Annotated in this window: 21 protein-coding genes, 1 tRNA gene and 1 pseudogene; 9 read left to right on the top strand and 14 right to left on the bottom strand. The window is 71.7% G+C overall.

What is annotated here, in order from left to right; translation table 11 throughout:
* Positions 1 to 39: 39 nt before the first annotated feature.
* Positions 40 to 1,701 carry an arginine--tRNA ligase gene (gene argS / locus P3T37_RS12180; RefSeq protein WP_280723556.1) on the bottom strand — a complete coding sequence of 554 codons (1,662 nt, stop codon included), beginning with the start codon at positions 1,699 to 1,701 and terminating at the stop codon, positions 40 to 42.
* Between the two features lie 84 nt (positions 1,702 to 1,785).
* Positions 1,786 to 2,178: a response regulator gene (locus P3T37_RS12175; RefSeq protein WP_280723669.1), complete on the bottom strand. Its 393-nt coding sequence runs from the start codon at positions 2,176 to 2,178 to the stop codon at positions 1,786 to 1,788.
* Between the two features lie 139 nt (positions 2,179 to 2,317).
* On the opposite strand from P3T37_RS12175, the gene P3T37_RS12170 reads away from it, so the two are divergent.
* A tRNA-Arg gene (locus P3T37_RS12170) sits at positions 2,318 to 2,389 on the top strand.
* Between the two features lie 172 nt (positions 2,390 to 2,561).
* Here the strand turns inward: P3T37_RS12170 and P3T37_RS12165 are convergent.
* Complete coding sequence (locus P3T37_RS12165; protein ID WP_280723555.1) at positions 2,562 to 3,188, bottom strand: hypothetical protein; 627 nt, start codon at positions 3,186 to 3,188, stop codon at positions 2,562 to 2,564.
* A 137-nt stretch (positions 3,189 to 3,325) separates the two neighbouring features.
* On the opposite strand from P3T37_RS12165, the gene P3T37_RS12160 reads away from it, so the two are divergent.
* The 3 genes and pseudogenes from P3T37_RS12160 to P3T37_RS12150 all read left to right on the top strand — a co-directional run.
* On the top strand, positions 3,326 to 3,646 hold the full coding sequence (locus P3T37_RS12160; protein WP_280723554.1) for an antibiotic biosynthesis monooxygenase: 321 nt from the start codon (positions 3,326 to 3,328) through the stop codon (positions 3,644 to 3,646).
* A complete protein-coding gene (locus P3T37_RS12155) occupies positions 3,643 to 4,872 on the top strand; it encodes a helix-turn-helix transcriptional regulator (RefSeq protein ID WP_280723553.1) in 1,230 nt (409 codons plus the stop codon). The genes P3T37_RS12160 and P3T37_RS12155 overlap by 4 nt, the downstream gene beginning before the upstream one ends.
* Before the next feature lie 87 nt (positions 4,873 to 4,959).
* Positions 4,960 to 5,484 (top strand): annotated as a pseudogene (locus P3T37_RS12150) (UTRA domain-containing protein); the annotation flags it as partial.
* Between the two features lie 24 nt (positions 5,485 to 5,508).
* Here P3T37_RS12150 and P3T37_RS12145 read toward each other — a convergent pair.
* Positions 5,509 to 6,981, bottom strand: a complete 1,473-nt coding sequence (locus tag P3T37_RS12145; protein WP_280723552.1) for an alpha/beta fold hydrolase — start codon at positions 6,979 to 6,981, stop codon at positions 5,509 to 5,511.
* Positions 6,982 to 7,062: 81 nt separating this feature from the next.
* Here P3T37_RS12145 and P3T37_RS12140 point away from each other — a divergent pair, with 81 nt between their 5' ends.
* On the top strand, positions 7,063 to 7,998 hold the full coding sequence (locus P3T37_RS12140) for a MerR family transcriptional regulator (RefSeq protein WP_280723668.1): 936 nt from the start codon (positions 7,063 to 7,065) through the stop codon (positions 7,996 to 7,998).
* Between the two features lie 126 nt (positions 7,999 to 8,124).
* Positions 8,125 to 8,784: a DUF4360 domain-containing protein gene (locus tag P3T37_RS12135; RefSeq protein WP_280723551.1), complete on the top strand. Its 660-nt coding sequence runs from the start codon at positions 8,125 to 8,127 to the stop codon at positions 8,782 to 8,784.
* Here the strand turns inward: P3T37_RS12135 and P3T37_RS12130 are convergent, their stop codons facing one another.
* From P3T37_RS12130 to P3T37_RS12115, 4 genes are all read right to left on the bottom strand, one after another.
* Positions 8,785 to 9,789: a trypsin-like peptidase domain-containing protein gene (locus P3T37_RS12130; protein WP_280723550.1), complete on the bottom strand. Its 1,005-nt coding sequence runs from the start codon at positions 9,787 to 9,789 to the stop codon at positions 8,785 to 8,787.
* 338 nt (positions 9,790 to 10,127) lie between these two features.
* Positions 10,128 to 11,636, bottom strand: a complete 1,509-nt coding sequence (locus P3T37_RS12125) for an MFS transporter (RefSeq protein ID WP_280723549.1) — start codon at positions 11,634 to 11,636, stop codon at positions 10,128 to 10,130.
* A 140-nt stretch (positions 11,637 to 11,776) separates the two neighbouring features.
* On the bottom strand, positions 11,777 to 13,522 hold the full coding sequence (locus P3T37_RS12120) for a DUF885 domain-containing protein (RefSeq protein WP_280723548.1): 1,746 nt from the start codon (positions 13,520 to 13,522) through the stop codon (positions 11,777 to 11,779).
* A gap of 96 nt (positions 13,523 to 13,618) precedes the next feature.
* Entirely contained in the window at positions 13,619 to 14,284 is a 666-nt protein-coding gene (locus tag P3T37_RS12115) for a rhomboid-like protein (RefSeq protein ID WP_280723547.1), read from the bottom strand.
* Positions 14,285 to 14,385: 101 nt separating this feature from the next.
* Here P3T37_RS12115 and P3T37_RS12110 point away from each other — a divergent pair, with 101 nt between their 5' ends.
* On the top strand, positions 14,386 to 15,171 hold the full coding sequence (locus tag P3T37_RS12110; RefSeq protein WP_280723546.1) for a TetR/AcrR family transcriptional regulator: 786 nt from the start codon (positions 14,386 to 14,388) through the stop codon (positions 15,169 to 15,171).
* 49 nt (positions 15,172 to 15,220) lie between these two features.
* On the opposite strand, the gene P3T37_RS12105 is transcribed toward P3T37_RS12110, so the two are convergent.
* From P3T37_RS12105 to P3T37_RS12080, 6 genes are all read right to left on the bottom strand, one after another.
* Positions 15,221 to 16,072 carry a fumarylacetoacetate hydrolase family protein gene (locus tag P3T37_RS12105; RefSeq protein WP_280723545.1) on the bottom strand — a complete coding sequence of 284 codons (852 nt, stop codon included), beginning with the start codon at positions 16,070 to 16,072 and terminating at the stop codon, positions 15,221 to 15,223.
* 205 nt (positions 16,073 to 16,277) lie between these two features.
* Positions 16,278 to 17,462 (bottom strand): serine/threonine-protein kinase, encoded by a 1,185-nt coding sequence (locus tag P3T37_RS12100; protein WP_280723544.1) that lies wholly within the window; start codon positions 17,460 to 17,462, stop codon positions 16,278 to 16,280.
* 30 nt (positions 17,463 to 17,492) lie between these two features.
* Positions 17,493 to 18,683 (bottom strand): serine/threonine-protein kinase, encoded by a 1,191-nt coding sequence (locus tag P3T37_RS12095; RefSeq protein WP_280723543.1) that lies wholly within the window; start codon positions 18,681 to 18,683, stop codon positions 17,493 to 17,495.
* A gap of 25 nt (positions 18,684 to 18,708) precedes the next feature.
* The gene (locus P3T37_RS12090) at positions 18,709 to 19,479 is read right to left on the bottom strand and encodes an amino acid ABC transporter ATP-binding protein (protein WP_280723542.1); all 771 of its coding nucleotides are present in this window, start codon (positions 19,477 to 19,479) and stop codon (positions 18,709 to 18,711) included.
* Positions 19,480 to 19,490: 11 nt separating this feature from the next.
* Positions 19,491 to 20,429: an ABC transporter substrate-binding protein gene (locus P3T37_RS12085; RefSeq protein WP_280723541.1), complete on the bottom strand. Its 939-nt coding sequence runs from the start codon at positions 20,427 to 20,429 to the stop codon at positions 19,491 to 19,493.
* Positions 20,426 to 21,586, bottom strand: coding sequence for an LLM class flavin-dependent oxidoreductase (locus P3T37_RS12080; RefSeq protein WP_280723540.1), 1,161 nt, complete (start codon positions 21,584 to 21,586; stop codon positions 20,426 to 20,428). The genes P3T37_RS12085 and P3T37_RS12080 overlap by 4 nt, the downstream gene beginning before the upstream one ends.
* 490 nt (positions 21,587 to 22,076) lie before the next feature.
* Between P3T37_RS12080 and P3T37_RS12075 the strand changes: the two genes are divergently transcribed.
* Together P3T37_RS12075 and P3T37_RS12070 are read left to right on the top strand one after the other, a co-directional pair.
* Positions 22,077 to 23,051 (top strand): amino acid ABC transporter permease, encoded by a 975-nt coding sequence (locus P3T37_RS12075; RefSeq protein WP_280723539.1) that lies wholly within the window; start codon positions 22,077 to 22,079, stop codon positions 23,049 to 23,051.
* Complete coding sequence (locus P3T37_RS12070) at positions 23,048 to 24,994, top strand: FAD/NAD(P)-binding protein (RefSeq protein ID WP_280723538.1); 1,947 nt, start codon at positions 23,048 to 23,050, stop codon at positions 24,992 to 24,994. Before P3T37_RS12075 ends, P3T37_RS12070 begins: the two co-directional genes overlap by 4 nt.
* Positions 24,995 to 25,001 lie beyond the last annotated feature (7 nt).

Below are 25,001 nucleotides of genomic sequence, written 5' to 3'. Positions count from 1 at the left end.
CGATGGACCGTCACCGCCCCGAGCGCGCTGAGGCGGTGGCTACATCCGCTCGGGCGCGGAGACGCCGAGCAGGCCGAGGCCGTTGGCGATCACCGTGCGGGTGGCGTCGGCGAGCCAGAGGCGGGCGCGGGTGAGGTCGGTGGCCTCGTCGTCGCCCTTCGGCAGGATCTGGCAGTGGTCGTAGAAGCGGTGGTACTCGCCGGCCAGCTTCTCCAGGTAGCGGGCGATCCGGTGCGGCTCGCGCAGCTCACCGGCGGTGGCGATCACCTTGGGGAACTCGCCGAGCTCACCCAGCAGCGCGGACTCCCACTGGGTGGCGAGGAGTTCCGGCTTGAAGTCCTCGGCCGCACCCTTGCTGATGCCCATCGAGTCGGCCTTGCGCGTCACGCCGCACATCCGGGTGTGCGCGTACTGGACGTAGAAGACCGGGTTCTCGTTGGTCTGGCTGGTCAGCACGTTGATGTCGAGCGTGATCGTGGAGTCGGTGGGCGACCGGGTGAGGGTGTACCGGGCCGCGTCCACGCCGATCCAGTCGACCACGTCGTCGATGGTGATGATGTTGCCGGCCCGCTTGGACATGCGGACCTCCTCACCATCGCGCAGCATCTTGACGAACTGGCCGATCTTGACCTCGATGTTGCGGTTCATGTCGTCGCCCGCGCAGGCCGCGATGGCCTTCAGGCGGTTGACGTAGCCGTGGTGGTCGGCGCCGAGCATGTAGACCGACACCTCGCTGCCCCGGTCGCGCTTGCTGAGGTAGTAGGCGGCGTCGGCGGCAAAGTACGTCGTCTCGCCGTCCGCCTTGATCAGCACGCGGTCCTTGTCGTCACCGAAGTCGGTGGTGCGCAGCCAGATCGCGCCGTCCCGGTCGAAGACGTGGCCCTGCTCGCGCAGCCGCTCCATCGCCTTCTCGACAGCGCCCGAGTCGTGCAGCGACTTCTCGGAGAACCAGGTGTCGAAGTGCGTGCCGAACTCGTCCATCGAGCGCTTGATCTCGGCAACCATGAGCTTGAGGCCCTCGGCGCGGAAGGCCTCCAGCTGCTCGGCCTCGGCCAGGTCCAGGATGCCGGGGACGCCGTCGGTGATCGCCTTGGCGATGTCGACGATGTACTCGCCGACGTAGCCGTCCGCCGGAGCCGGCTGACCGTGCGCGGCGGCCTGCAGCGAGGCGGCGAACTTGCCGATCTGCACGCCGGCGTCGTTCAGGTAGTACTCGGTGGTGACCTCGGCGCCGGTCGCCTTGAGGACGCGCGCGAGCGAGTCGCCGACGGCCGCCCAGCGGACGCCGCCGATGTGGATCGGGCCGGTCGGGTTCGCCGAGACGAACTCCAGGTTGATCCGCAGGCCCTTGAGCGCCTCGTTGCGGCCGTACGCCGGGCCCGCCTCCACGATGGTGCGGGCCAGCTCGCCCTGGGTGGCGGCGTCGAAGGTGATGTTCATGAACCCCGGGCCGGCGATGTCCACCTTGGCCACGCCCGGCAGCTCGCGCAGGCGCGCGGCGACCAGCTCGGCGACCGCGCGCGGCGGCATGCCGGCCGGCTTCGCGAGGACGAGGGCCACGTTGGTGGCGTAGTCGCCGTGGTCCCTGTTCTTGGGTCGCTCGACCGTGACCTGCTCGGGCACGGCGACGGACAGCTCGCCCGCCTCGACGGCGGCGCGCACTGCGACCTGGACTGCCTGGGAAAGCTCTGCGGGTGTCACGACGCCAAGCGTAGGCGAGAGGGGGGTGTGCGCCGATCACCCGGCCACCGGTTGAGACGGTTCCTCGCTCCCCCGCGTTCGCCGTCAGCGAAATTTGCCGCTTTCCCTCTGCCGCTTCACCATCAGCCGACGCACCAGCGCCACCAGGTCCTCCGGCTCGAACGGCTTGCCCAGATACCCGTCCACCCCGACCGACTCGCCCCGGTCCAGATCCGCCGGCGTACACGCGCTGACGATCGCGATCGGCAGCCACGCCGTCTGCTGCTGCGCCCGCAGTTGGGCCGCCGTCCGCAGCCCGTCCAGCCGGGGCATCATCACGTCCAGCGTCACCACGTCCGGCTTCACCCGGCGGACCACCTCCAGGCACTCGGCACCGTCGGCCGCGGTCACCACCTCGAAGCCCTCCAGCTCCAGGTTGACCCTGATCAGCCGACGGATCGCCTCGTTGTCGTCCACCACGAGGACCCGCCCGGACACACCCTCCACCCCACCGACCCTACGGGCGCCCACCCCCACCCGTCCGGGCTTTCCCCACTTCCACCCCTGCACGGACCGCGCTCACGAGCTGGTAATGTTCTCCACGTCGCAGCAATGCGACACAGCGCACCACCAGCAGGCCCCCGTAGCTCAGGGGATAGAGCACCGCCCTCCGGAGGCGGGTGCGTAGGTTCGAATCCTACCGGGGGCACTTCGCAAGAAGTGCTTGAAAGGCCCAGCTCAGCGGCTAGTTACCGCCAAGCTGGGCCTTCTTCATGTCCGCGTACGGTGCGTCAGTTCCCAACTCCCGAGGAGCAGACGCGTCAGTCCAGGGCTGGCAAGAAGTCGGCCGGTCCGACGCTGGAATTCGCGCCCATCTCCCGTCAAGCAGCCCGCCCGAGGTCATCGACCGCCGCTCCGAGATCGACGAACTGGCAGCCGCGAAGCACCCGGACCATCTGCGCCGCGAGAATCCATCGGACTTGCGGATCGTCCGACGTGACGATGACGTCAGCAACAGGCCGCGGCCTCAAGGGCCCTGGCCGGTAGAGCGTGCCGTAGACCCCGCAACTCCCGCTGTCCTTCACGCGCACTGCGACGAACCCCGCCCGCAGGTGGGCACACGACTGCGTGGCGCCCTTCGCGCAGCTGCGGCAGACCGGAGGATGCGTCGCGGCCATACCCTCGGGCCATCCCACCCAGTCACTGCGATCGTCCTTGAGCAGCCACAGAACTCCGTCCTCGGTGCGGTCCGCCGGCCCGCCGCAGACCTGGCACAGCAGCCGCCGCATCGCCCGACGCTGCCGCGTGGGATGTACCCGCCCGAACTCCGGGCGTCCGCCTCCGTGGTTGAGCGACATCCGTGCCCACAACACGCCGTCCACGTCACGGTCGTGCGGGATCTCGTCCTCGTAGGCGAGCCCTCGCCCCGGTACGGCGATGAGCTCGGACGGACTGCGCCGCTCCGCACTCCACGTCGCGATGCCCGGCCGTCCCCGCAGTTCCGACATCTCTGCCTCCGCTGACCACTCATCAACACTCTGCGGGAATCAGCCTAGTCACAGAAACTCTGCGAGTGAAGGAAATCTGCAACTAGCAGTACTTCTGCGCTTCTGAGAGACTGGGGCACGCCTACAGGGAGGTCCTCATGAGCAGCGGTTTCGGTCTGGTCGTGCGCTTCGAGTTGCACGACGAGCGCGCGGCAGCGGGATTCGACGAGCTAGTGGCCCGCACGATCCCCGCCATCCGCGAGCGAGAGGCCGACACGCTCGCCTACGTCGTGCACTCCGTGCCGGATGAGCCCAACGTGCGGGTGTTCTACGAGCTCTACGCCGACCGGGCCGCGTTCGACGCCCACGAGCAGCAGCCGCACACCAGGCACTTCCTGGCCGAGCGGGAGCAGTACCTGAGCGGCCTTCAGGTCACCTTCCTCCAGGTCGAGACCGGGAAGGGTCTGGTCTCGGAGTGAGCACTCCCGAGGAGCGGCGCGCGTTCGGTAGCCGTGTCGCGCAGCTGCGCAAGCAGCGCGGGATGAAGCAGGAGGAGCTGGCTGCCATCGTCGGCCGCACCGCGAGTTGGTTGTCGCAGGTCGAGCGCGGGGTACAGCCGGTCAACCGGCTCGACGTGCTGCGGCTGCTGGCCGACGGGCTCGGCGTCTCGCTCCAGGCGCTTCGCCCGGAGGCGTCAGCGCTCGCTCCGGTTCCTGTGGATGAGCAGCCGAACGACCTCGATCAGGCGAGGCTCGTGATCTCCGGCCACCCGGCTCCCGAGGTGCTGCTCGCCGACCGGCTGCCCAGCGCGCCGGCCGACCTGCCGGAACTGCGAACAGCGGTCGAACGGATCTGGGAACTCGCCCACGGCAACCGGTTCGCCGAACTCAGCGCCGCCGTCGAACCGCTGGTTCCACTCCTTGAGCGCGCGGCGCGCACCGCGCCCGACAACGAGCAGCCCGAACTCTGGCAGCTGCTCAGCCAGACGTACGAGGGCCTGTCGGCCGCGTTCGTGCGTCAGGACGAGCCGGATGCCGCCTGGGTCGCTGCGGACCGGGCCATTCGGGCGGCCGAGCAGTCCGGCAAGCCGCTGCAGGTGTTCGCCGGGATCTTCCGGCTGGCTCAGGCCTTCGTCCGGCTGAAGCGCCTCGACCAGGCCGAGCATGCCGCCACCACGGCGATCGACGCCCTGCGCGACCACACCGGAGGCGCCAATCCGAGCCCGGAAGCTCTCTCCTTGCTCGGCTCCCTTCACCAGGTTCTCGCGCTGGTCCACGCGCGAGCAGGCAACCGGGCGGCGGCCCGCGAGGAGACAGACCTGGCCCGAGTCGTCGGTCGGCTTCTCGGCGAGGACCGCAACGACTTCAACCTGGAGTTCGGGCCAACCAACGTGGAGGTTCAGGCCGTCTCCATCGCGGTCGAGTTGGGCGACGCCGGCGAAGCCATCGACCTCGGACGAGGGATCGACCCATCCGGGCTGTCAGCCGAACGTCGGAGCCGTCTGCTGCTGGACATGGGCCGTGCCTACTCCCAGCGCCGGCAAGGCGGGGAGGCACTGGCCTGCCTGTTGCAGGCCGAGGAACTGACCCCCGAGGTCGTCCGCAGCCACGTCGCAGCCCGGAACACCATCCGCGAACTCGTCCTGATCGCGGGGCGGTCCGCCTCGCCGGAGTTGAAGGCCCTCGCCGAGCGCGCTGATGCCTGAGTACAGAAAGTCAGCCGGGCCGACGTTGGGATGCGAAGCAGGTCAATGCTCCATCGGTGAAGGAGGACGGCTATGACCGGCAACAGCCCGCTGCGGCGGCGGGGTATCCAGCGGGTGGCTCAGGGACAGCGGGGGTCGGGGCGGTCGATCTGGGCCGTGGATGTCGAAGACCGGGACCTGGTCGTGGATCAGGTGAGCGTTACCGAGGTCGGTGCTTCGGAACGCATTGCCGGGGTGCTGGGGATCGAGCCGGGTACGGCGACCTGCGTCCGCGACCGACGGTTCGTCCTCGACGGGAAGCCGGTGCTGCTCTCCACCTCGTACCTCCCCGCCGCCCTCGTTGCGGGCTCTGCGATCACCCGGGAGTACACCGGCCCGGGTGGAACGTACGCCCGCCTCGCCGAGATCGGCGCGGCGCCGGTCCACTTCCGCGAGGAGATCCGCTCCCGCATGCCCACCAAGGACGAGGCCGGCCGCCTGGGACTGGCTGCGGGGACGCCGGTCGTCCTCGTCTGCCGCACGGCGTTCGCCGAGGACGGACGGGTTGTTGAGGTCAATGAGATGACCTTGGATGCGGCGTCCTACGTCCTTGAGTACGACTTCGACGCCTGAGCTCCATCGCTTCGGAGTGAGTCCTCAGCTCGCCAGGTGGGTCAGGACGAGGTGGACTGCTCGGGTTACGGCGGCGCGGGACTCGGGGGTGTGGTCCAGGGATTCGAAGGCGTGGTGGGCGCCTGGGATCTCGATGGTGTCGACGGGGGTGCCGTGGGTGTGGGCGGCGGCGAGGAAGGTGTCGACGGTGGCGGCGAATTCGGGGTAGTCCAGGGCTGGGCGGGTGAGGACGACAGGGAGGCGGCCGGCGGTGCGCAGGGCGGTGGCGGGGTGGAAGCGGGTGGCGGCGAGGCCCCAGTTGGGGGGTGGTGCGAGGACGGGGTAGTTGGCTGCGACGCACTTCAGCCAGGGCGGGGGTGCGGCGAGCCAGTCGGCCGAGAGCAGGCCGCCGCCGGAGAAGAACCAGAGGGCGATGCGTTCGGCGTCCACGCGCGGGTCGGCCCGTAGGAGGTCGACGGCCGCGGCCACGTCCTCGGCGGCGCGGTGGAAGTCGGTGAGGCCGTGCAGTCGGTGGTTCACGGCGGCGCCGACCGCTCCCCGGTTCGCCACGTACTGGCCGTAGCCGACGAAGGTGGGCCAGTCCGAAGGACGCGTGCCGGCGGGCAGCGGACCGCCGTGGACGAAGAGCACGGCGGGGCGCGGGTGGTCGGCGTCGGGGAGGTGCAGGTCGACGTGTCCCAGGCGCTCGCGAGGGCGCTGCGGTACGTCGAGCAGGAAGGGGCGCAGGTGTGCGGGGACTTCGTCGGCCGCCTCGGTCACCCGGTGCCCTTCTCCGGCGGCGGCCCGCAGCAGCAGCTCGGCCAGTTCGGCGGGTCGGGAGAGCATCGGCCAGTGCCCGGAGTCGAGTTCGAGCAGGGTCACCCGGGGCTCGGTGAGCACCTTCAGGTCGGGGTCGCCCAGCCTCACCCGGGCCTCGACCGTGGCGATGGTCGCGCCGTTGCCCGTGCACAGGACGCCGGTGGTCGGCAGCGCGCGGGCCGCGTCCGACAGCCGCAGCGGCTGGGTGAGCGTGCGCAGCGGTTGGGGTGTGGCGAGGCTGGTCAGCCGGGCCAGTGCGGGTGCGGGGAGGTCGGCCGTACTCCCCCAGCGCTGCCATCCGTCGAGGGTGGGAGGCGGGATCAGCCGATCGGAGCTCTCCGGGTTCCAGTCACCCAGCTGCGCACGCAGCAGCTGGAGCGGCGGGTCGCCGTCCTGCGGGATGCCGACGTCCAGGTGGACGATCCGGGCGATCCGCTCGGGTCGCCGGGACGCGGCACCCAGCGCCGGATGGATGCCGTAGCAGTGGCCGACCAGCACCACCTCCGGCGCCTCGCTCGCGTCGATCGCGTCGATCAGCTGGACCAGTTCCGCGGCGTGCGTGGCCAGGTCGGTGTCCGGTCCGGCGGCGTCGAAGGTCACCGGATGCGCCTCGGCCCCGGACTCCCGCAGCCCGGCGGCCACCTCCTCCCAGATCCAGCCTCCGGTGTGGGCACCGGGTACCAGGACGAATGTCGTCATGAACGTCTCCTCACGGTCAGCGGGTCGTCGCTACCGTAGGAACTCCCCCTGAGGGAGGTTCAAGTCGTGTCCCACGCAGGTATGTGGACCATCGGAGAGCTCGCCGAGCGCGCCGGGGTCACGGTCAAGACGGTCCGCTTCTACTCGGACCGCGGGCTGCTGCCCGAAGCCGCTCGCAGCAGCGGCGGCCACCGGCGGTACGGTCCGCCGGCGCTCGAACGGCTCCGGACGATCCGGTCGTTGCGCGCCCTCGGGCTGCCCGTCCCCGACGTCGCCAAGGTGCTGGAGGACGGGCCTGCGGACGCACTGGAGGACATCGTCGCAGGTCAACTGCGCGAGGTGGGATCGCAGTTGGCCGCCCTGCGCTGGCAGGAGGCCGCGCTCCGGTCACTGCGGGACTGCACCCCCGAGGAACGCCTCGACCGGCTCCGCCTGGTCGGAGGGGTCTCCGCACCGCCCAGCACGGCGGCACTGGCCGGCTTCTGGCGGCGCTGGCTGCCGGCGCGACTCCCGCGTCGAGTGGTCTCCTCGGTTCTCGATCAGGCGGTGCCGCAGCCGCCGGACGACCCGTCCCCGGCCCAGGTGCTGGCCTTCGCCCGGCTGCACGCCTTCGTCTCCGCGCCCTGCGTCGGAACCGATGCCGCCGCCGGCCAACCCGCGGCGCACCGGTCCGGCGGGGGCTACCGTGCGGACGTGCTGTACGACGGTCTCAGCGAGGCGTACGCGCTGGCATCCGCGGACCTGTTGACCCAACGGGCGCCGCACCCGGGCCAGGCCCTCGACTGCTTCGTCGCCGCCTACGCCCAGGCGGGCGGCACCCGCGACACGCCCGCGTTCCGCCGCCGGTTGAGCGGCGTGCTCGCCGCGGACCCGCGGATCGACGGGTACTGGCAGCTCACCGCCGAGCTGTCCGGCCCCTCGCGGCCGACCCCCGGCGCCACCCACGACTGGCTGCGCGCCGCACTCGCACAAGCGGGCGGCGAGGGCGGCGAGGGCGGCGGCGGTCGCGCAGGGTAGCGAGCAATGGCCGGAAGTGGCGCTGTGGGGGGCGTGGCGGGAGACCTAGGCTGCGAGCACTCCACGGGGGAACGGACCGAGAGCTTGATTGTCATGGACTCGTCAGTTCCAGCGAAGGGAAGCCCCATGTTTCGTGGATTGGCCATCGGCGGCGCGGCTGTGTCGCTGCTCGCCTCCTCGCTCTTCCTCAGCAGCGCCGCCCAGGCTTCGCGGCCCGGCGACGTCACCCCGCCCGGCGGCTTCACCATCGGGCTGGTGACGGTCAACGGATCGGGCTGTCCGTCCGGGACGGCCGCGGTCGCGGTGTCCCCCGACGACACCGCGTTCACCGTGACCTACAGCGACTACCTCGCCGAGGTCGGCCTGGGCGCCCACCCGACCGACTTCCGCAAGAACTGCCAGCTCGACGTCCGGGTGCACGCGCCGCAGGGGTTCACGTACGCCATCGCCGAGGCCGACTACCGCGGCTACGCCTACCTCGCGACCGGCGCGGGCGCGCGGGAGCAGGCGAACTACTACTTCCAGGGAGACCCGCAGACCGCCTACGCCGCCCACTCGTTCGCCGGCCCGATGGACGACGACTGGCAGGCCACCGACACCACCGGGGTCGCCTCGCTGGTCTACGCGCCCTGTGGCGCGACCCGCGACCTGGAGATCAACACGCAGCTGAACGTCAACCTCGGCTCCTCGGACCCGACCACCACGACCAGCTTCATGACCATGGACTCCACGGACGGCAGCCTCACCACCGTCTACCACCTCAGCTGGGAGCCCTGCCCGCGCTGATCAGGAGGATGAGGAGACCGCCGTCTGGTAGAGGTTGGCAATCGTGCCGTCGAAGTAGGCGGTGTAGGACGTGTCGTCGGTGTTGCCGCCCTGCTGGTAGCCACCGATGATCCCGGTGACGGCGCCCGTGACGGTGCTGATCCAGGGGCCGCCACTGGTGCCGCCGGAGTAGGACGGGCAGTTGATGACCCGCTGGTAGGCGCTGAACTGGGCGGTGGTGTTGGAGCAGAGCAGCGGGGTGTCCGAGCTGGACGGGTAGCCGTAGATGCGGACGGTGTCGTTGAAGCCCGCGTTGGTGCCGAGCGGGCTGCCCCCGACCACGTCCTCGATCTGCCGGCCGTTCAGGGGGGCCACCTCCAGGAAGGCGAAGTCCTGGTCCGGGTCGCTGCTCTGCTGCCAGCCCTTGGTGGTGAAGACCTGGGTGACCTGCCAACTGCCGAACGGCGTCTGGCCGTTGCGGAAGCCGGGGACGAAGGTGACGCCGGTCGGGGAGCTGACGCAGTGGGCCGCGGTGAGCAGCAGGTTGCGGGTCGAGCTGTGCACCACGCTCGCCGTGCAGAAGTGGCTGTTGGTCGAGACGGCGCCGGCGAAGAGCGCGCCGACCCGGTTGGCCTCGGTGGTGACGGCTGCGGTCTGCGTGGTGTCCAGCGCGGCACCGGCCTCGGGCGGGGGCATCAACGTCGGCGTCGGCGTGGGAGTGGGAGTGGGGGTCGGCGTGGGTGACGGCGTCGGCGTCGGCGTGGGGGTCGGCGTAGGCGTGGGGGTCGGCGTCGGCGTAGGGCTGGGCGTCGGCGTCGGCGTCGGCGTCGGCGGCGCGGACGAGGCAGTCGTCGTCGAGAAGGCGCTCAGCTTGGCGGCGGTCCGGGCGGAGGCGTTGGCGTCCGACGTGAGCGTCCCGACTCCCGCTATGGCGGCGACGATGACGACGGCCACCAGCGCGGCGAACACGACAGGCCGGAAGGAGAAGCGATGTTCCGTACGGCGCCCACGCTGCTGAGTGATCATCAGGTAACTGACTCCTGCCCCACGATCGGCGGCCCCGGCTTGACCGGCTGGTCGGCACCTTCAGTTCGGCGCCTGGCTACGTTCTGACTATTCCCCGCCCGACTCGACACCGGATGATCCCCTGCTGAGATCCGTCTGAGAATCCTCCGCCTGGACCCGCCCCTTCGCCCACGTTCGTTCGCGTTCGTTCGCGTTGACCCACATTCGTTCACGCGCGTTAACCAGGGATCATCATGACCCCTCCCACCAGCTGCTGAGAAGAGTCGGGAGGCGTGCGGGGAACAGAAAGCTCCTCCGGTTGCCGCGCAAGCGGGCCGGAGGAGCTCAGGAGGAGTGGGTCACGACTCGGCGAGCGCCTCCACCGAGGCCTCGGCGCTCTCGCCGGTGGCCTCCCCGGGGGCGGGCCGGTGGTTCACCATGAAGAACGACAGCACGGCCGCGAACAGCAGGATGCCCAGCGCGACCCAGGTCGCCACCACGTAGCCGTGCACCGCCGCGACGTTCTGGACCGCATGGTCGCCGGCGTTCCGCCCGACCAGGTACGCGGTGGTGGCACTGGCCGCGATGGTGTTCAGCAGCGCCGTGCCGATCGAGCCGCCGACCTGCTGGGCGGAGTTGATGGTCGCCGCGGCCGCACCCGTCTCGTTCGGGGCGACGCCCAGCGTGGCCAGGCTCATCGAGGGCATGAACACCATGCCCATGCCGGTGCCGAGCAGGATCTCGGCCGGCAGCACACTGGCGGCGTACGGGCTGCTCACCGTGAGCTGGGTGAGCCAGGCCATCCCGCAGGCGGCCAGCAGCAGGCCCGGCACGATCAGGTTCCGCGATGGCACCCGGGTCATCAGCCGGGCCGCCAGGCCGGTCGAGCTGCTGATGATCGCGGCGGTCATCGGCAGGAAGGCGACGCCGGTCAGCAGCGGCGAGAAGCCCTTGATCACCTGCAGGTAGTAGGTCAGGAACAGGAAGAGTCCGAACAGGCCCACCACGGCCAGGCCCACCGAGAGCGCCGCGCCGCCGCGGTTGCGGTCCGCGACGATGTGCATCGGCAGCAGGGCGTGGTCGGTGCGCCGCTCGACCAGGGCGAAGAGGACGAGCAGCAGTCCGCCGCCGATCAGGCAGCCCAGCACGAGCGAGTCGGCCCAGCCGCGCGACTCCGCCTCGGAGGTCCCGTACACGATGGCGAGCAGGCCGCCGCAGCCCAGGAAGGCGCCTGGCAGGTCGAGCCTGACCCGGGTGCCCTTGGCGATGAAGTCGCGCTTGAGCAGCCGGAACGCGGCGAGGGCCGCACCGATGGCGATCGGGACGTTGACGAACAGGCACCAGCGCCAGTTCAGGAACTCGGTCAGAAAGCCGCCGGCGATGAAGCCGATCGCGCTGCCGCCGCCGGCGATGGCACCGAAGATGCCGAACGCCGTGCTGCGTTCCTTGGGATTGCTGAAGGTCGTGGAGAGCAGGCCGAGGGCCGAGGGCGCGAGCAGCGCGCCGAAACCGCCCTGCAGGGCTCGCGAGGCGAACAGCATGATGGGGCTGACCGAGGCGCCGCCGAGGGCGGAGGCCCCGGCGAAGCCCAGCAGCCCGATCACGAAGGTGCGTTTGCGCCCGAAGAGGTCACCGACGCGGCCGCCGAGCAGCAGCAGGCCACCGAAGGCCAGCGTGTAGGCGGTGATCACCCACTGCCGGTCGCCGTTGGAGATTCCGAGGTCCTTCTGCGCGGACGGGAGCGCGATGTTCACGATGGTGATGTCGAGCACGATCATCAGCTGAGCGACGGCGATGACCGCCAGCGCCTTCCAGCGGCGGGGGTCCGGCCCCTGGTCGACGGCTGCGGCTGCTTGGTGCGAAGACACGGCAGAGCCTTCCGGACGGGAGGCCGTCCGCGTGCGCGGACGGCACTGCCCTCCAGGGAAGCTCGCCGATCGGCGAGGGGCAAGCCGTTTCCTCACATAGCCGGATTAATCAGACATTCACCTTATATTTTTTACCTTCTCTAGATCTCCGAGAGCGCCGCGACCAGGTCGTCCAGCCCCAACGACCCCTGCGAGAGCGCGGCCATGTGCCAGGCCTTGAGGTCGAACTCCTCGCCGCGCGCCTCGTGCGCCGCCCGCGCGGCGGCCCGGCCGGTCAGCCAGGCGCGCTCGCCCAGCTTGTAACCGATCGCCTGGCCGGGCATGCCGAGGTAGCGGGTCAACTCGCTGTCCAGGTAGGCGGGGGCCAGACCGCAGTAGCGGCCGAAGAACTCGCGGGCCGCGTCCGGCGTCATCAGCTCGCCGGGCTGGTACGGCGAGTCCGCGGGGAAGTCCAGGCCGACGTGCATGCCGATGTCGACGATCACCCGCAGCGCCCGCATCATCTGGGCGTTGAGGTAGCCGAGGCGGTGGCCGGGGTCGGTGAGGTAGCCGAGCTCGTCCATCAGGCGCTCGGCGTACAGCGCCCAGCCCTCGACGTTGGCGCTGATCCCGCCGAGGCTGACCTGGTAGGTGGAGAGGCTGTCGGCGACGTAGTTCCACTGCGCGAGCTGGAGATGGTGGCCGGGGACGCCCTCGTGGTACCAGGTGCTCACCAGGTCCCAGGTCGGGAAGGACTCCAGTCCCTGGGTGGGGTACCAGGTGCGGCCCGGACGGCTGAAGTCCAGCGAGGGCGCCGTGTAGTAGGGCGCGGCCGCACTGCCGGCGGGGGCGATCATCGACTCCACCTTGGTGACCGGCTCGGCCAGGTCGAAGTGGACGCCCTGCAGATCCTCGATCGCCCGGTCCAGCAGGCCCTGGAGGTACACCCGGATCTGCTCCTCGCCCTTGATCGCCGGGCCGTCGGACTCCAGCCAGCGCATCGCCTCCATCGGCGTGCTGCCCGGCCGCACCTTCTCCGCCTCGGCGCGCATCGCGCCGTCCAGCTGGTGGAACTCCGTCCAGGCCCAGCGGTACGCCTCGTCGAGGTCCAGGTCGGCGCCCGTCCACTGTCGGGCCCAGCGGGCGTAGCGGGTGCGGCCGATGGTGTCCGGGGTGTCCGCGACGGCCGGCGTGTAGACCTCCGCCAGCCAGTCGCGCAGCTCGGCGAGCTTCCCGGCGACGGTGACGGCGGTGGCGGTCAGCTCGGCGCGCAGCGACGCGGGAGCCGGCGCGACCAGGTCGCCGAACCAGCCGCCGGTCGGCCCGGCGGCCTCGGCCGCCGGGTCGGCGGCCAGCCACTGCCCGATCTGCTCGATCAGCGTGCTGACCTGGCGCGGGCCGGAGAGCAGGCCGCGCTCGATGCCCTCGGCCAGCGTGGCGCGGTACTGGTCCATCGCCAGCGGGACGCGGGCCAGCCGGCGGCCCAGTCGCGCCCAGTCCTGCTCGGTGTCGGTGGGCAGCAGAGTGAAGACCTCGCGCAGGCTGTGCAGCGGCGAGCCCATGTTGCGCACCGCGCGGTAGCCCTCCCCCGCGTCGTGGACGCCGAGTTCGGCGCTGAGCCGCTCGCGCAGCAGGACCGCGCAGCGCCGCTCGGCCGCCGGGTCGGCGGCGGCGTCGCCCAGTCCGGCCGCCTCGGCGGCGTCCAGCTGCGCCAGGGTCTGCCGGGCCAGGTCGGCCACGGCCTGCTGGCCCTGCGGGGAGAGGTCCGGCAGCCGGTCGTCGTCCGGGTTGATGCCGAGGTAGACCGCGGTCAGCGGGTCGAGGAGCGCCAGTGCGTGGACGTAGCCGTCGGCGATCTGGCGGGGGGTGGTACCGGTGCCGCCGGAGGTGTTCAGTTCGTCAGCCATTGCGACATCTTTTCGCAGCTCGGCAGCTTTGGGACCCCCTTTCTGAGAACCAACCGGAGTCAGGCACTCCTGAACCACGACTGCACCACGACTGCACTACGACGACCGCAGCGAGCGCAGCGGGTCCCAGGTCGGCCGGCCGCGGGTGATCGGATAGAACGCCAGGCCGATCAGGACCGAGCAGAAGTGGCCCAGGTCGGTGAAGGTGTGCGAAGTGAGCAGCGGGACCAGGTAGAAGAGCAGCAGGCCCGACCCGTACACCCAGCGCCAGCGGCCGGCGAAGCGGTAGGTCAGCACGCCCTCGACCCCGGCCAGCGCGTACGAGACGCCGACGTCCACGGTGCTCGACAGGTTGGCGGGCAGCCGGCCGTGCAGGATCCCGGCGCTGACCACGCCCTCGCTGATCAGCGTCGCCAGCACGTGCGCCGTCGCCGCGACGGTGAACCAGCGCCGGGTGCCCAACCAGCGCTCGGCCGGGACGTGGAAGACGTGGAAGATCACGAAGTAGAAGAGGAAGGACGGCTGCTCGGTCCAGATCGCGCTGGCCACCAGCGCGTGCACCGGGTGCGAGCGCAGCTGGTCGAGGTTGGTGCTGCGGCCGGCCAGGAACCAGTCGAGGTTCTGCGGGCTGATCCGGGCCACCACGAAGCTGGTGACGGCCAGGATCGCCAGCCAGATGTACGTGCCCGGCGCGGACCTGATCCACCGCCAGAGCGCGCGCGGCCACTGTCGGAGCCGTCGCCCCTCGCCCGAACGCCGCATGGCGTCCAGTATCCGGGGATACCTCCGCGTTCCTCCCGACCGACGCGCCTGAGCCGGTCAACGGGGTTCCGCTTCGGCTCGGGCGCACTACGCTGACCGCCATGGAAGCCACGGAGCAGGCAGTTCCTCAGGAGAGCGCGCAGTCCGCGGGGCAGGTGGCCGGGGACGTCCAGGAGCGCCCGCGCCGCGCCGGGTACCGCCGGCTGCCCGTCCAGCAGCGGCGTGAGCAGCTGATATCGGTCGCGCTGACGCTGTTCAGCACCCGCCCGCCCGAGGAGGTCAGCCTGGACGACGTCGCCGAGGCCTCCGGCGCCTCCCGCCCGCTGGTCTACCGCTACTTCGCGGGCGGCAAGCAGCAGTTGTACGAGGCCGCGCTGCGCAGCGCGGCCGAGGAGCTGACCAGCCGCTTCACCGTCCCGCCCCGCGGCACGCCGACCGAGCAGCTGGCCTCGGTGCTGGACCGCTACTTCTCCTTCGTCGCCGAGCACGACGCCGGGTACGGTGCGCTGCTGCGCGGCGGTTCGGTGGTGGAGACCGCGCGGACGACGGCGATCGTGGACGAGGTGCGACGGGCCGCGCTGCGCCGCACGCTGCGCTATATGGGGGTGCGGGAGGCCGGACCGCGGCTGACCCTGCTGGTCCGGTCGTGGATCTCGGTGGTCGAGGCGGCCTCACTGACCTGGCTCGACGAGGGGCGGCAGATTCCGCAGACCGAGCTGCGCGACCTGCTGGTGGACGAGTTCGTGGCGATGACCGCCGTCACCGCGCCGCGCGACCCGCAGACCGCCGAGGTGCTGGCCGGGCTGCTGATGCTGGAGAGCGCGGACGGACCGGCCGGCCGGCTGCTGGCGCGCCTGGGCGCGCTGACCGTGGGCAACAACGGCTGAGGAGCCCCGACCCCCGTGCCAAGGGTCGGGTCGGGTGTCCGGACCGGCGCTACGCCTTGCCGAGCACCTGGCGCTGGCGGCCGAGCCCCGTGATCTCCAGCTCCAGCACATCGCCGGGCTGCAGGAACGGCGTGCCCGGGTGGCCCGCGGTGACTCCGGCCGGGGTGCCGGTGACCACCAGGTCACCGGGCTCCAGGACCATGAACTGGCTGACGTAGCGGATCACTTCGAGCACCGGGAAGATCTGCTCGGCGGTGCTGCCGTCCTGCCGCAGCTCACCGTTGACCCAGAGCTTGAGGGAGAGCGCCTGCGGGTCGCCGAGCTCGTCCGGGGTGACCAGCCAGGGGCCCAGCGGGTTGAAGGTCTCGCAGCACTTGCCCTTGTCCCACTGGCCGCCGCGGTCCCACTGGAACGAGCGCTCGGTGACGTCGTTGGCGATGGCGTAGCCCGCGATGCAGGCCGCAGCCTCCTCGTCGCTCGCCAGGTAGCGGGCGGTCTGCCCGATCACGAAGGCCAGCTCGATCTCGTAGTCGGTCTTGGTGCTGCCCCGCGGGACCAGCACCTCGTCGTCCGGGCCGACCACGGTGTTGCTCGCCTTGAGGAAGATCACCGGCTCGGCCGGGATCTGCGCACCGGCCTCGACCGCGTGGTCGCGGTAGTTGAGGCCGATGCCGACGACCTTCCCCGGCCGGGCGATCGGGGCGCCGGTCCGCAGGCCCGCGATGTCCGCCACGGGCAGCTCACCGCGCTCGATCGCGCCGGCGAGTTCGGCCACGTCGAGCCGGGACAGGAAGGCCCCGTCGATGTCCGAGGTCCGTCCGGACAGCTCGTACGCGGTGCCGTCCGGGCCGAGCACGACCGGGCGCTCAGCGCCCGGGGGGCCAACTCGGAGGAGCTTCATCTGCCCATCACCACCTGATTCGTCGCATGTCGCACGGGAGGCCGCACACCACCCACGCCTATGCATCCGAGGTATATCAACCGAATACCGGGCCCAACCAGGGGGTCACTGTGAGCGAGTTCCTATCAATTCCTCCAAGTCGACACCCCTCGGAATCAGGCGGCCGTACGGTTGACAGGCCTGGCACTCTCAGGTGCAGGGTGTGTCAACCGGCCAGTAGGGCCGCCAGCACGCCCTCCCGGCAGGGCTGCTCCGGGCGGCTGAAGCGGCTGAGCCGGCGCTCGATGTCGGCGACGTCGTGGTGCTGCGCCCCGAGCGCGGTCACCGCGGCCGGCAGCAGCTCGGCGAGCAGGCAGTACGCCTCCGCCGTGCGGCCGGCGCGGGCCAGGCTGACCGCGAGGTCGTGGGCGGTGCGCAGGGTGCGTCCGTCGCTGGGGCCGAAGGCGCGGGCGAACTCGGGGACCAGCTCGCCCAGCCGGCCGACCGCGTCCAGCGCCCGGTTGTCCCCGGCGGCCTCCCAGGCGGCGTCGGCGCGGCGGCGCAGTTCGCCGATGCCGTCCACGGTCCGCGCCAGGCGGCGGCGCACCTCGTCGGCGTCGGCGGGTCGGTCGGCCGGGTCCTTGGCCAGCAGGTCGAGCAGCAGGTCACCGAGGTCGACGGGCAGCATGGACGGCCGCACCGGGCGCTGGTCCAGGTGCTGGTTCATCAGGCCGACCTGGCTGGTGGAGGTGAACGGGCGCCGCCCGGTGAAGAGTTCGTACAGGACGCAGCCCAGCGCGTAGAGGTCGGAGCGGACCGTGCCGGACGCGCCGCGCCAGCGCTCGGGGGCCAGGTAGCGGGTGCTGCCGATCACCGAGCCGGTGGTGGTGAGGGGGTCCAGGTTGTCGCCGATCTGGGCGATCCCGAAGTCGAGGACCTTCACCACCTCCCGGCCGGGGCCGGTCACCATGATGTTCTCGGGCTTGATGTCCCGGTGGATCACCTCGGCCGCATGCGCCGCGCCGAGCGCCAGGCAGAGCTGTCGGGCCCAGGCCAGCGAGCGCGCCAGGTCGGGCGGCTCGGTGGCGATCACGTGGGCCAGGGTCGGCCCGTCGAGCAGCTCCATGACCAGGTAGTTGACCGGCTCCGGCCCGTCCTCGCTGTCGTCCTCGGCCTCGCCCTGGTCGAGGACCACGACGATGTTGGGATGGCTGAGCCGGGCCAGGATCTCGACCTCGCGCACCATCCGCTGGATGTGGCTGTCGCTGGACGGGCCGCGCCGGCGCAGCGTCTTGACCGCCACCGAGCGGCCCAGCCGCAGGTCGAGCGCCTCCCAGACGATGCCGAAGCCTCCGCGCCCCAGCTCACGGACCAGCTGGTAGCGCTCCCCCAGCAGCTTCCCGGCTTTCATCGTTCTCCCCCGTGGTGTTCAGGACACCGGCTACCCGAGGAGCATCGCCAGCTCTCCGCCGCGGGGCCCGTGTCCCGGCCGATGGCGCTTGCGGTCCAGGTCTCGCCGGTAGGACTCCAGGTCGCGGATCGCCTTCGTCACGTCCTCGTGCCCGGGGCCCAGAGTAGCGATCATCATCGGCACGAGATCGGTCAACAGCCCTACCGCGCCAGCGACATCGTGGGTCATCGCCCGCCAGAGCGCAAGGTCGTAGCAGACCTGCAAGGTCTGCGCGGAGCCGCGGCCGCAGACCCGGGAAGCCGCGGAGACCAGCACGGTCAGCTGCCGGACGGCCTCGGTCCCGTTGCCGGCCTCGCCGTAGGCCCAGGCCTGGTCGACCCCGGCCCGGATCGCCTCCGGGCCGCCGTGAACGGCGACGGGAGCGGCGACGGGAGCGGCGACGATGCCCGCCAGCCGGGCGCGCACCTCGGCGGCGTCCGCCGGCCGCGCGGCCGGGTCCTTGGCCAGCAGCGCGAGCACCAGCTGGTCCAGGCCGGGCGGCAGGCCGCCGCGGAACAGGCCGGGGTAGGGCGGTGGGTCGTTGAGGTGGCGGTACATCAGCTCCTGCGCCGAGGAGCCGTTGAACGGCCGCCGCCCGGTGCACAGTTCGAAGAGCACGCAGCCCAGCGCGTAGAGGTCGGCGCGCCGGTCGGCCGGTACCTGGCCCCACTGCTCGGGGGCCAGGTACGGCGCGCTGACGGTCTCCGCGGCGGGCGCCAGGTGGGCGGTGCCGAAGCCGATCAGCTTGAGCCCGCCGTGTTGGGTGACCAGCAGCCGGCCGGGCGCCAGCCCCCAGTGCACGACCCCGGCGCCGTGCGCGGCCTGGAGGGCGAGGCAGGCCTGCTGGACCCAGGCCAGCACCTGGCCGATCTCGATCGGCCCGGCCGCCAGGACGGTGTCCAGCGTCCGGCCGGTCACCAGCTCCATCACCAGGTAGTGCGCGCCGCGGTCCTGGACCGCCACCAGGTGCGGGTGGGCCAGGCGACCGACGGTGAGCGCCTCGTAGAGGAAGCGTTCGATCCCGGCCGGGGTGGTGAACGGTCCCGGGCTGACGGTGCGGACCGCGACCAGGTGGCCGAGCTGCCGGTCCTGCGCCTCGAAGATCACGCCGGCCGCGCTCCGGCTCAGCTCACGGACCAGCTGGTAACGCCCGTCGAGCAGGCCCCCCACGACATCTGACATGGTGGCAAGCTTAGGGCCCGTCCGCTCACAGCACCTTGGAAAGGAATGCGCGGGTGCGCTCGTGCCGCGGGTGGTCCAGCACGTCGGCCGGGGCACCCTGTTCGACCACCACTCCGCCGTCCATGAAGACCACCGTGTCCGCCACCTCGCGGGCGAAGCCGATCTCGTGGGTGACGACGATCATCGTGGTCCCGGCCCGGGCCAGATCCTTGATCACGTCCAGCACCTCGCCGACCAGCTCCGGGTCCAGCGCCGAGGTCGGCTCGTCGAAGAGCAGCACCTTGGGGTCCAGCGCCAGCGCCCGGGCGATCGCCACCCGCTGCTGCTGCCCGCCGGAGAGCTGGCGCGGGTAGGCGTCGGCCTTGTCCGCCAGGCCGACCCGGTCCAGCAGCTCCAGTGCGCGGGTGCGGGCCTCGGACCGGGAGCGGCCCAGCGCGTTGACCGGCGCCTCGGTGATGTTGTCGAGCACGGTCAGGTGCGGGAACAGGTTGAAGTTCTGGAAGACGAAGCCGATGTGGGTGCGCTGGCGGAGCACCTCGCGCTCGCGCAGCTCGTACAGCCGCTCGCCCGAGCGCCGGTAGCCGATCAGCTCGCCGTCGATCGTGACGAAGCCGCGGTCGCTGCGTTCCAGCCGGTTGACGATCCGCAGCAGGGTCGACTTGCCGGAGCCGGAGGGCCCGAGGACCACGGTGACCGATCCGGCCCGGACCTCCAGGTCCACCCCGCGCAGCACGTCGAGCCGGCCGAAGCTCTTGTGCACGCCGCGGATCTCGACCATCACGTCAGTGGTGCTCATCTCTGTGCCTTTCATGCGTGCTCGGGCGGATCGATCTGCGACTGCGGGATGGCGGAGTCGGCGGTGCCCCACTTCTGCAGGATCCGCTGGTACGTGCCGTCCTTGATCAGCTGGTTGACGGCGGCCTGGAAGGCCGGGGCCAGCGGGGTGCCCTTGGCGAAGGCGAAGCCGACGTCCAGGCGGTGGAACTCGCCGACGAACCTGGTCCCGGCCGCGGGCTGGGCGGCCTGGTAGCGCAGGCCGTTGATGGTCGACATCACGGTGTCGATCCGGCCCTGCTGGAGGCTGGTCAGCAGCGCGGCGCTGTCGGAGAAGGACTGCACGGTGTACGGCTTCTTCCCGGCGTCCGCGCAGACGTGCTTCTGGGTGTTCAGAGTCGTCTCGAAGGTGGTCCCCGCGCCGGTGCCGACGGTCAGGCCGCAGAGCTGCTGCAGGGTGCTCACCCCGGTGAGCGCGGTGTTGTCCCGGCGGACCGCGAAGCCCTGGCCGTCGTCGATGTAGGTGACGAAGTCGATGGTCTTCAGGCGGGCGGTGGTGACGCCGAAGTTCCCGGTGCCGAAGTCGTACTTGCCGCTGGAGAGCGCGGGCAGGATGGTCTCGAAGGCGGCCTCCTGGCGGTCGACGGTCAGGCCGAGCACCCTGGCGACGGCGTCGGTGACGTCGATGTCCAGGCCGGCCGGCTTCCTGGTCGCCGGGTCCGGGTAGTAGGCGCTCGGCGGGGTGCCGACGGAGCTGCCGACCCTGAGCGTGCCCGCCTTGCGGACGTCCGCCGGGAGCAGGGCCGCGATCGCGTCCACCTTCTGCTCGCCGGAGACGACGTCGCGGGCCGGGTCGATGCCCTGCGGGGAGGCGGCGGCGCCCGCGAGGGCGTGGCCGGCGGTGCCCGAGCCGCAGGCGGTGAGGGCCAGCAGCGGGACCAGGGCAGCCGCAACGGCCAGTGCCAGCCTCACGCCTGGAACGCGATCAGCTGGTGGCGGTCGCGCTCGGCGGCCTCGGCCTTCCTCGCCTTGGCGGCGTCGCGCTTGGCGACCTCCTCGCGGACCAGCGGGATCACGTAGCGGCCGAAGTCGATCGCGTCGTCCAGCAGGTGGTAGCCGCGGGCGGAGAGGATGTCGACCCCGAGGTCGTAGTAGTCGAGCAGCGCGGCGGCGACCGTCTCCGGGGTGCCGACCAGCGCGTTGGAGTTGCCGGCCCCGCCGGTGGCGGCGGCGGTCGGGGTCCACAGCGCGCGGTCGTAGCGCTCGCCGGCCTCGGCGATCGCGACCAGGCGCTGCGAGCCGGTGTTCTCGGGGCCGGCGGACTGCCCGGAGAGCACCTGACGGCGGCTCAACTGCCCTGCCGCCTTGCGGGCGTTGATGGTGTCGACGGTTCGGTGCGCCTTCTCCCAGGCCAGCTCCTCGGTCGGCGCGATGATCGGGCGGAAGGCCACCTGGATCCGCGGCGGCGTGCTGCGTCCGGCCGCGGCGGCAGCCTCCTTGACCCGCTCGATCTGCGCCGCGGTCTCCACCAGCGGCTCACCCCAGAGGCAGAAGACGTCCGCCTCGGCGCCGCCGGCCGCGTACGCCGCGTCCGAGGAGCCGCCGAAGGAGACGCCCGGGCGCGGGGCCTGCACCGGGAAGACGTCCGAGACGAAGTCGTTGAAGCGGTAGTACTCGCCCGCGTGGTCGAAGGGCTCGTGCGTGGTCCAGATCCGCTTGACGATCTCGATGTACTCGCGGGTCCGGGCGTAGCGCTGATCCTTCGTCAGAAAGTCTCCCTCACGCTGCTGTTCGTGGTCGTTGCCGCCGGTGATGAAGTGGACCGTGAGGCGCCCCTGGCTGATCTGGTCGAGGGTGGCGAAGGTCTTGGCGGCGAAGGTCGGGTACGAGACGTTGGGGCGGTGGGCGAGCAGGATCTGCAACCGGTCCAGCCGGGCCGCCAGGAAGGCCGCGGCCGGGGCCGGGTCGGGGGAGCCGGCGCCGTAGGCGAAGAGCACCCGGTCCCAGCCGTACTCCTCGTGGGCGCGGGCCAGCCGCAGGGTGTAGTCGCGGTCGAAGGCGGCGGTGCTGCGGGCGGTGGTCTCCGAGCCGTCGCCGGTGGCGGCGATGCCGAGGAACTCGACGGGCATGGCTGACTGCCTTTCAGGGCGGTGCGGCGGGTACGCCGAAGGACGGGTACCCCGAGAAACGGGTACGCCGAAGGAGCGGAGGAGCACGGACGGGTGCGAGGAGCGCGTGACGGTGCGCGAATGCGCGGTTCACCGTGGCGGCAAGGCGGGTTTCCCGGCCCGCGACGGGGCACCGAGGGAAGCTCTCCGAAGGAGAAAGGGGCCGGTCAGAGGGCCCGCTGCCGAGTCAGCCCAGACACGCCGCGGACCACACCCGACCGAAGTCGATGTGGTCGCGGGTGACCAGGGGCTGCGCGGCGTTCATGCCCCAAGTTGAGCAGTGAACCTTGGAGTTCGTCAACCACCGTCCGCCCTTGAAGTGCGGTGTCCGCTGTGCGTACGATCCGGATCGGAGCGAGAGCACCGCCGCGTTGAGGGACGCGGCACGCGTGACGGCCGCCCGGACACCGCGTGTCCGGCCCTGCCCGCACCCTGCTCTGGAGCCCCAGCCATGGCCACGACGCACGACGTCCTGCCCACCACCTCCTCTCCTCCCGAGACCCGCGCCGAGCCCAGGATCGTCCGCCGCCGACGCCCGGGGCAGTGGCTGGCCACCGGCCTGGCCCTGCTCGCGCTGGCGATGGTCCTCGCCTCGGTGGCCCGCAACCCGCGCTTCCAGTGGAGCGTGGTGGGCGACTACTTCACCACCACCGCCGTTCTGCACGGCCTGACCCTGACGCTCTGGCTGACCGCCGCCACCATGGCGGCCGGCTTCGCCCTGGGCACCCTACTGGCCGCCTGCCGACTCTCCGGCAACCTCGTTCTGCGCACGCTCAGTTGGGGATACGTCTGGCTGTTCCGCTCGATCCCGCCGCTGGTCCAGCTGCTGCTCTGGTTCAACATCGGGGCGCTCTACCCGACGCTCGGCCTCGGCATCCCGTTCGGCCCCGAGTTCCTCACCGTCAGGACGGTCAACCTGTTCGGCCCGCTGCTCACCTCGGTGATCGGACTGACCCTGCTGGAGGCCGGCTACGCCGCGGAGGTGGTGCGCGGCGGCATCCTGGCCGTCGACCAGGGCCAGTGGGAGGCCGCGCAGTCGCTGGGCCTGGGCCGGCTGCGGGTGCTGCGCCGGATCGTCCTGCCGCAGGCGATGCGCTCGATCGTGCCGACCGCGGGCAACATGCTGGTCGGGGCGCTCAAGGGCACCAGCATCGTCAGCGTGCTGGCGGTCCAGGACCTGCTCTACTCGGTCCAGTTGATCTACAACCAGACCTACCAGATCATCCCGCTGCTACTGGTCGCCACGCTCTGGTACCTGGCGCTGACCAGCCTGCTCTCGGTCGGGCAGTACTACGTGGAACGGCACTTCGCGCGCGGCTCGACCCGGGGCGCGCTGCCTGCCACCCCCGTGCAGCGGGCCCGCGCCGGCTACCGCGCGCTGCTCGCCCGGCTGGACGCTCCGCCGGCTCGGGAGAGTGCTCGATGAGCAGCCTCGCGATCATCGGCGCCGGCCCGCGCGGCACCGGCCTGCTGGAGCGGATCGCGGCCAACGCGGCCGAGTTGCTGCCCGCCGACCAGCGGCTGCACATCCACCTGGTCGACCCCTACCCGCCGGGCGCCGGACGGATCTGGCGCTACCGGCAGTCCCCGCTGCTGCGGATGAACTCGATGGCCGAGGACGTCACGATGTTCACCGACCACAGCTCGACCGTCGAGGGCCCGCTGCGCCCCGGTCCCTCGCTGGCCGAATGGGCCGCCCGGACCGCCGAGTTCGCCCCCTACCAGCCTGCGGCCGACGCCGGGCTGCGGGCCGAACTGGAGGCCCTGGGGCCCACCGACTTCCCCACCCGGCGAGTCCAGAGCGCCTACCTGGACTGGGTGTTCCGCCGCGCGCTGGCCGACCTGCCCGCGCGGATCACGGTCACCGTGCACCAGGACACCGCAATCGCTCTGGAGGGCGGCCCGGACGACCCGCAGACCGTCCATCTCGCCTCCGGCGCAACGGATCTGACGGTTGACCAGATCGTCCTGACGTTGGGCCACCTGGGCTCCCGTCCGGACGAACAGCACGCCGCCACAGCCGAGTTCGCCGCCCGGCACGGCCGCTTCCACCTCCCGCCGGCGTTCTCCTCGGAGGCCGAGCTCTCGGGGATCGCCCCGGGCGAGCAGTTGATCCTGCGCGGCTTCGGGCTGGCCTTCGTCGACCTGACGGCGCTGCTCACCGAGGGCCGCGGCGGCCGCTTCGAGACCCGCGGCGACCGGCTGGTCTACCACCCCTCCGGGCGCGAGCCGGTGATCCACGTCGGCTCGCGGCGCGGCGTGCCCTACCACTCCAAGACCGGCTACCGGTTGCAGGGTCCGCCCGCCCCGCTCCCCCGCTACTTCGGCCCGGCGGCCGTGGAGCAGCTGCTGGCCCGGCCCGGACCGCTCGAACTGCGCCGGGACGCCTGGCCGTTGATGGCCAAGGAGATCGGCTTCGGCTACTACCACGAGCTCTTCCACGCCCACCCCGAGCGCACCGCCGTCCCCTGGCCGGACTTCCTGGCCGCCTACGACCGGCTCGACTGGTACGCCCCCGACCTGGCCGCGCTGGTCGCGACCGCCGTCCCCGACCCGGCCGACCGGCTGGACTTCGAGCAGCTGGACCGCCCACTGACCGGCCTGCGCTTCAGCAGCCCCGAGGAGCTGCAACACCACCTGCGCGCCTACATCCGCAGCGACGCCGACCGCCGCGCCGACCCCGCCCACAGCGCCGACCTGGGTGCCTTCCTGGCCCTGCTCTCGCTCTACGGGCAGCTGCCCCGGCTGCTCGCCTCCGGTCGGCTGTCCGCCCGCTCGACCGGCACGGAGTTGGACGGCTGGTGGCAGGGCTTCTTCAGCTTCCTGGCCTCCGGTCCGCCGGGCTTTCGGCTGCGCGAGCTGCTGGCGCTCGCCGAGGCCGGGGTGGTCCGCTTCCTGGGCGCCGACCTCGCGGTGGAGAACGACGAGGCGAGCGGCACCTTCGTGGCGAGCAGTCCCAGCGTGCCCGGGCACCGAGTGGCGGCCACCGCGCTGATCGAGGCCTACCTGCCGCGCCACGCACTGGAACGGACCGAGGACCCGCTGCTGGCCGCGCTGCACCGGGCCGGCGAGCTGGCCGAGGACGTGATCGCCGACACCGGCCACGTCCACCGCTCCGGCCTGCTCGCCGTCACCCCCGGCGAGGGCGCGGTGCTCGACCCCGGCCTCGGCGGCCTCCCGCACCCGCGCCGCACGGCGCTCGGCCCGCACACCAACGGCCGGTCGTACGCGGCCTTCGCCCGCCCGCGCACCGACGCCCCGGCCTTCCGGCAGAACGACGCCACCGCGCGGGCCCTGCTCCGGGCCCTCTCGGCCCGGCACGGACGAGATGACAGGATGGGGGCTGGGCTGACGACGGCGCGGTCCTGATCGACCC

Origin of the sequence: Kitasatospora sp. MAA4 (assembly GCF_029893355.1) — a bacterium.
Classification (GTDB): domain Bacteria; phylum Actinomycetota; class Actinomycetes; order Streptomycetales; family Streptomycetaceae; genus Kitasatospora.
Note: the sequence above shows the minus strand (reverse complement) of the source record. Positions and strands in the feature narration are given on the sequence as shown.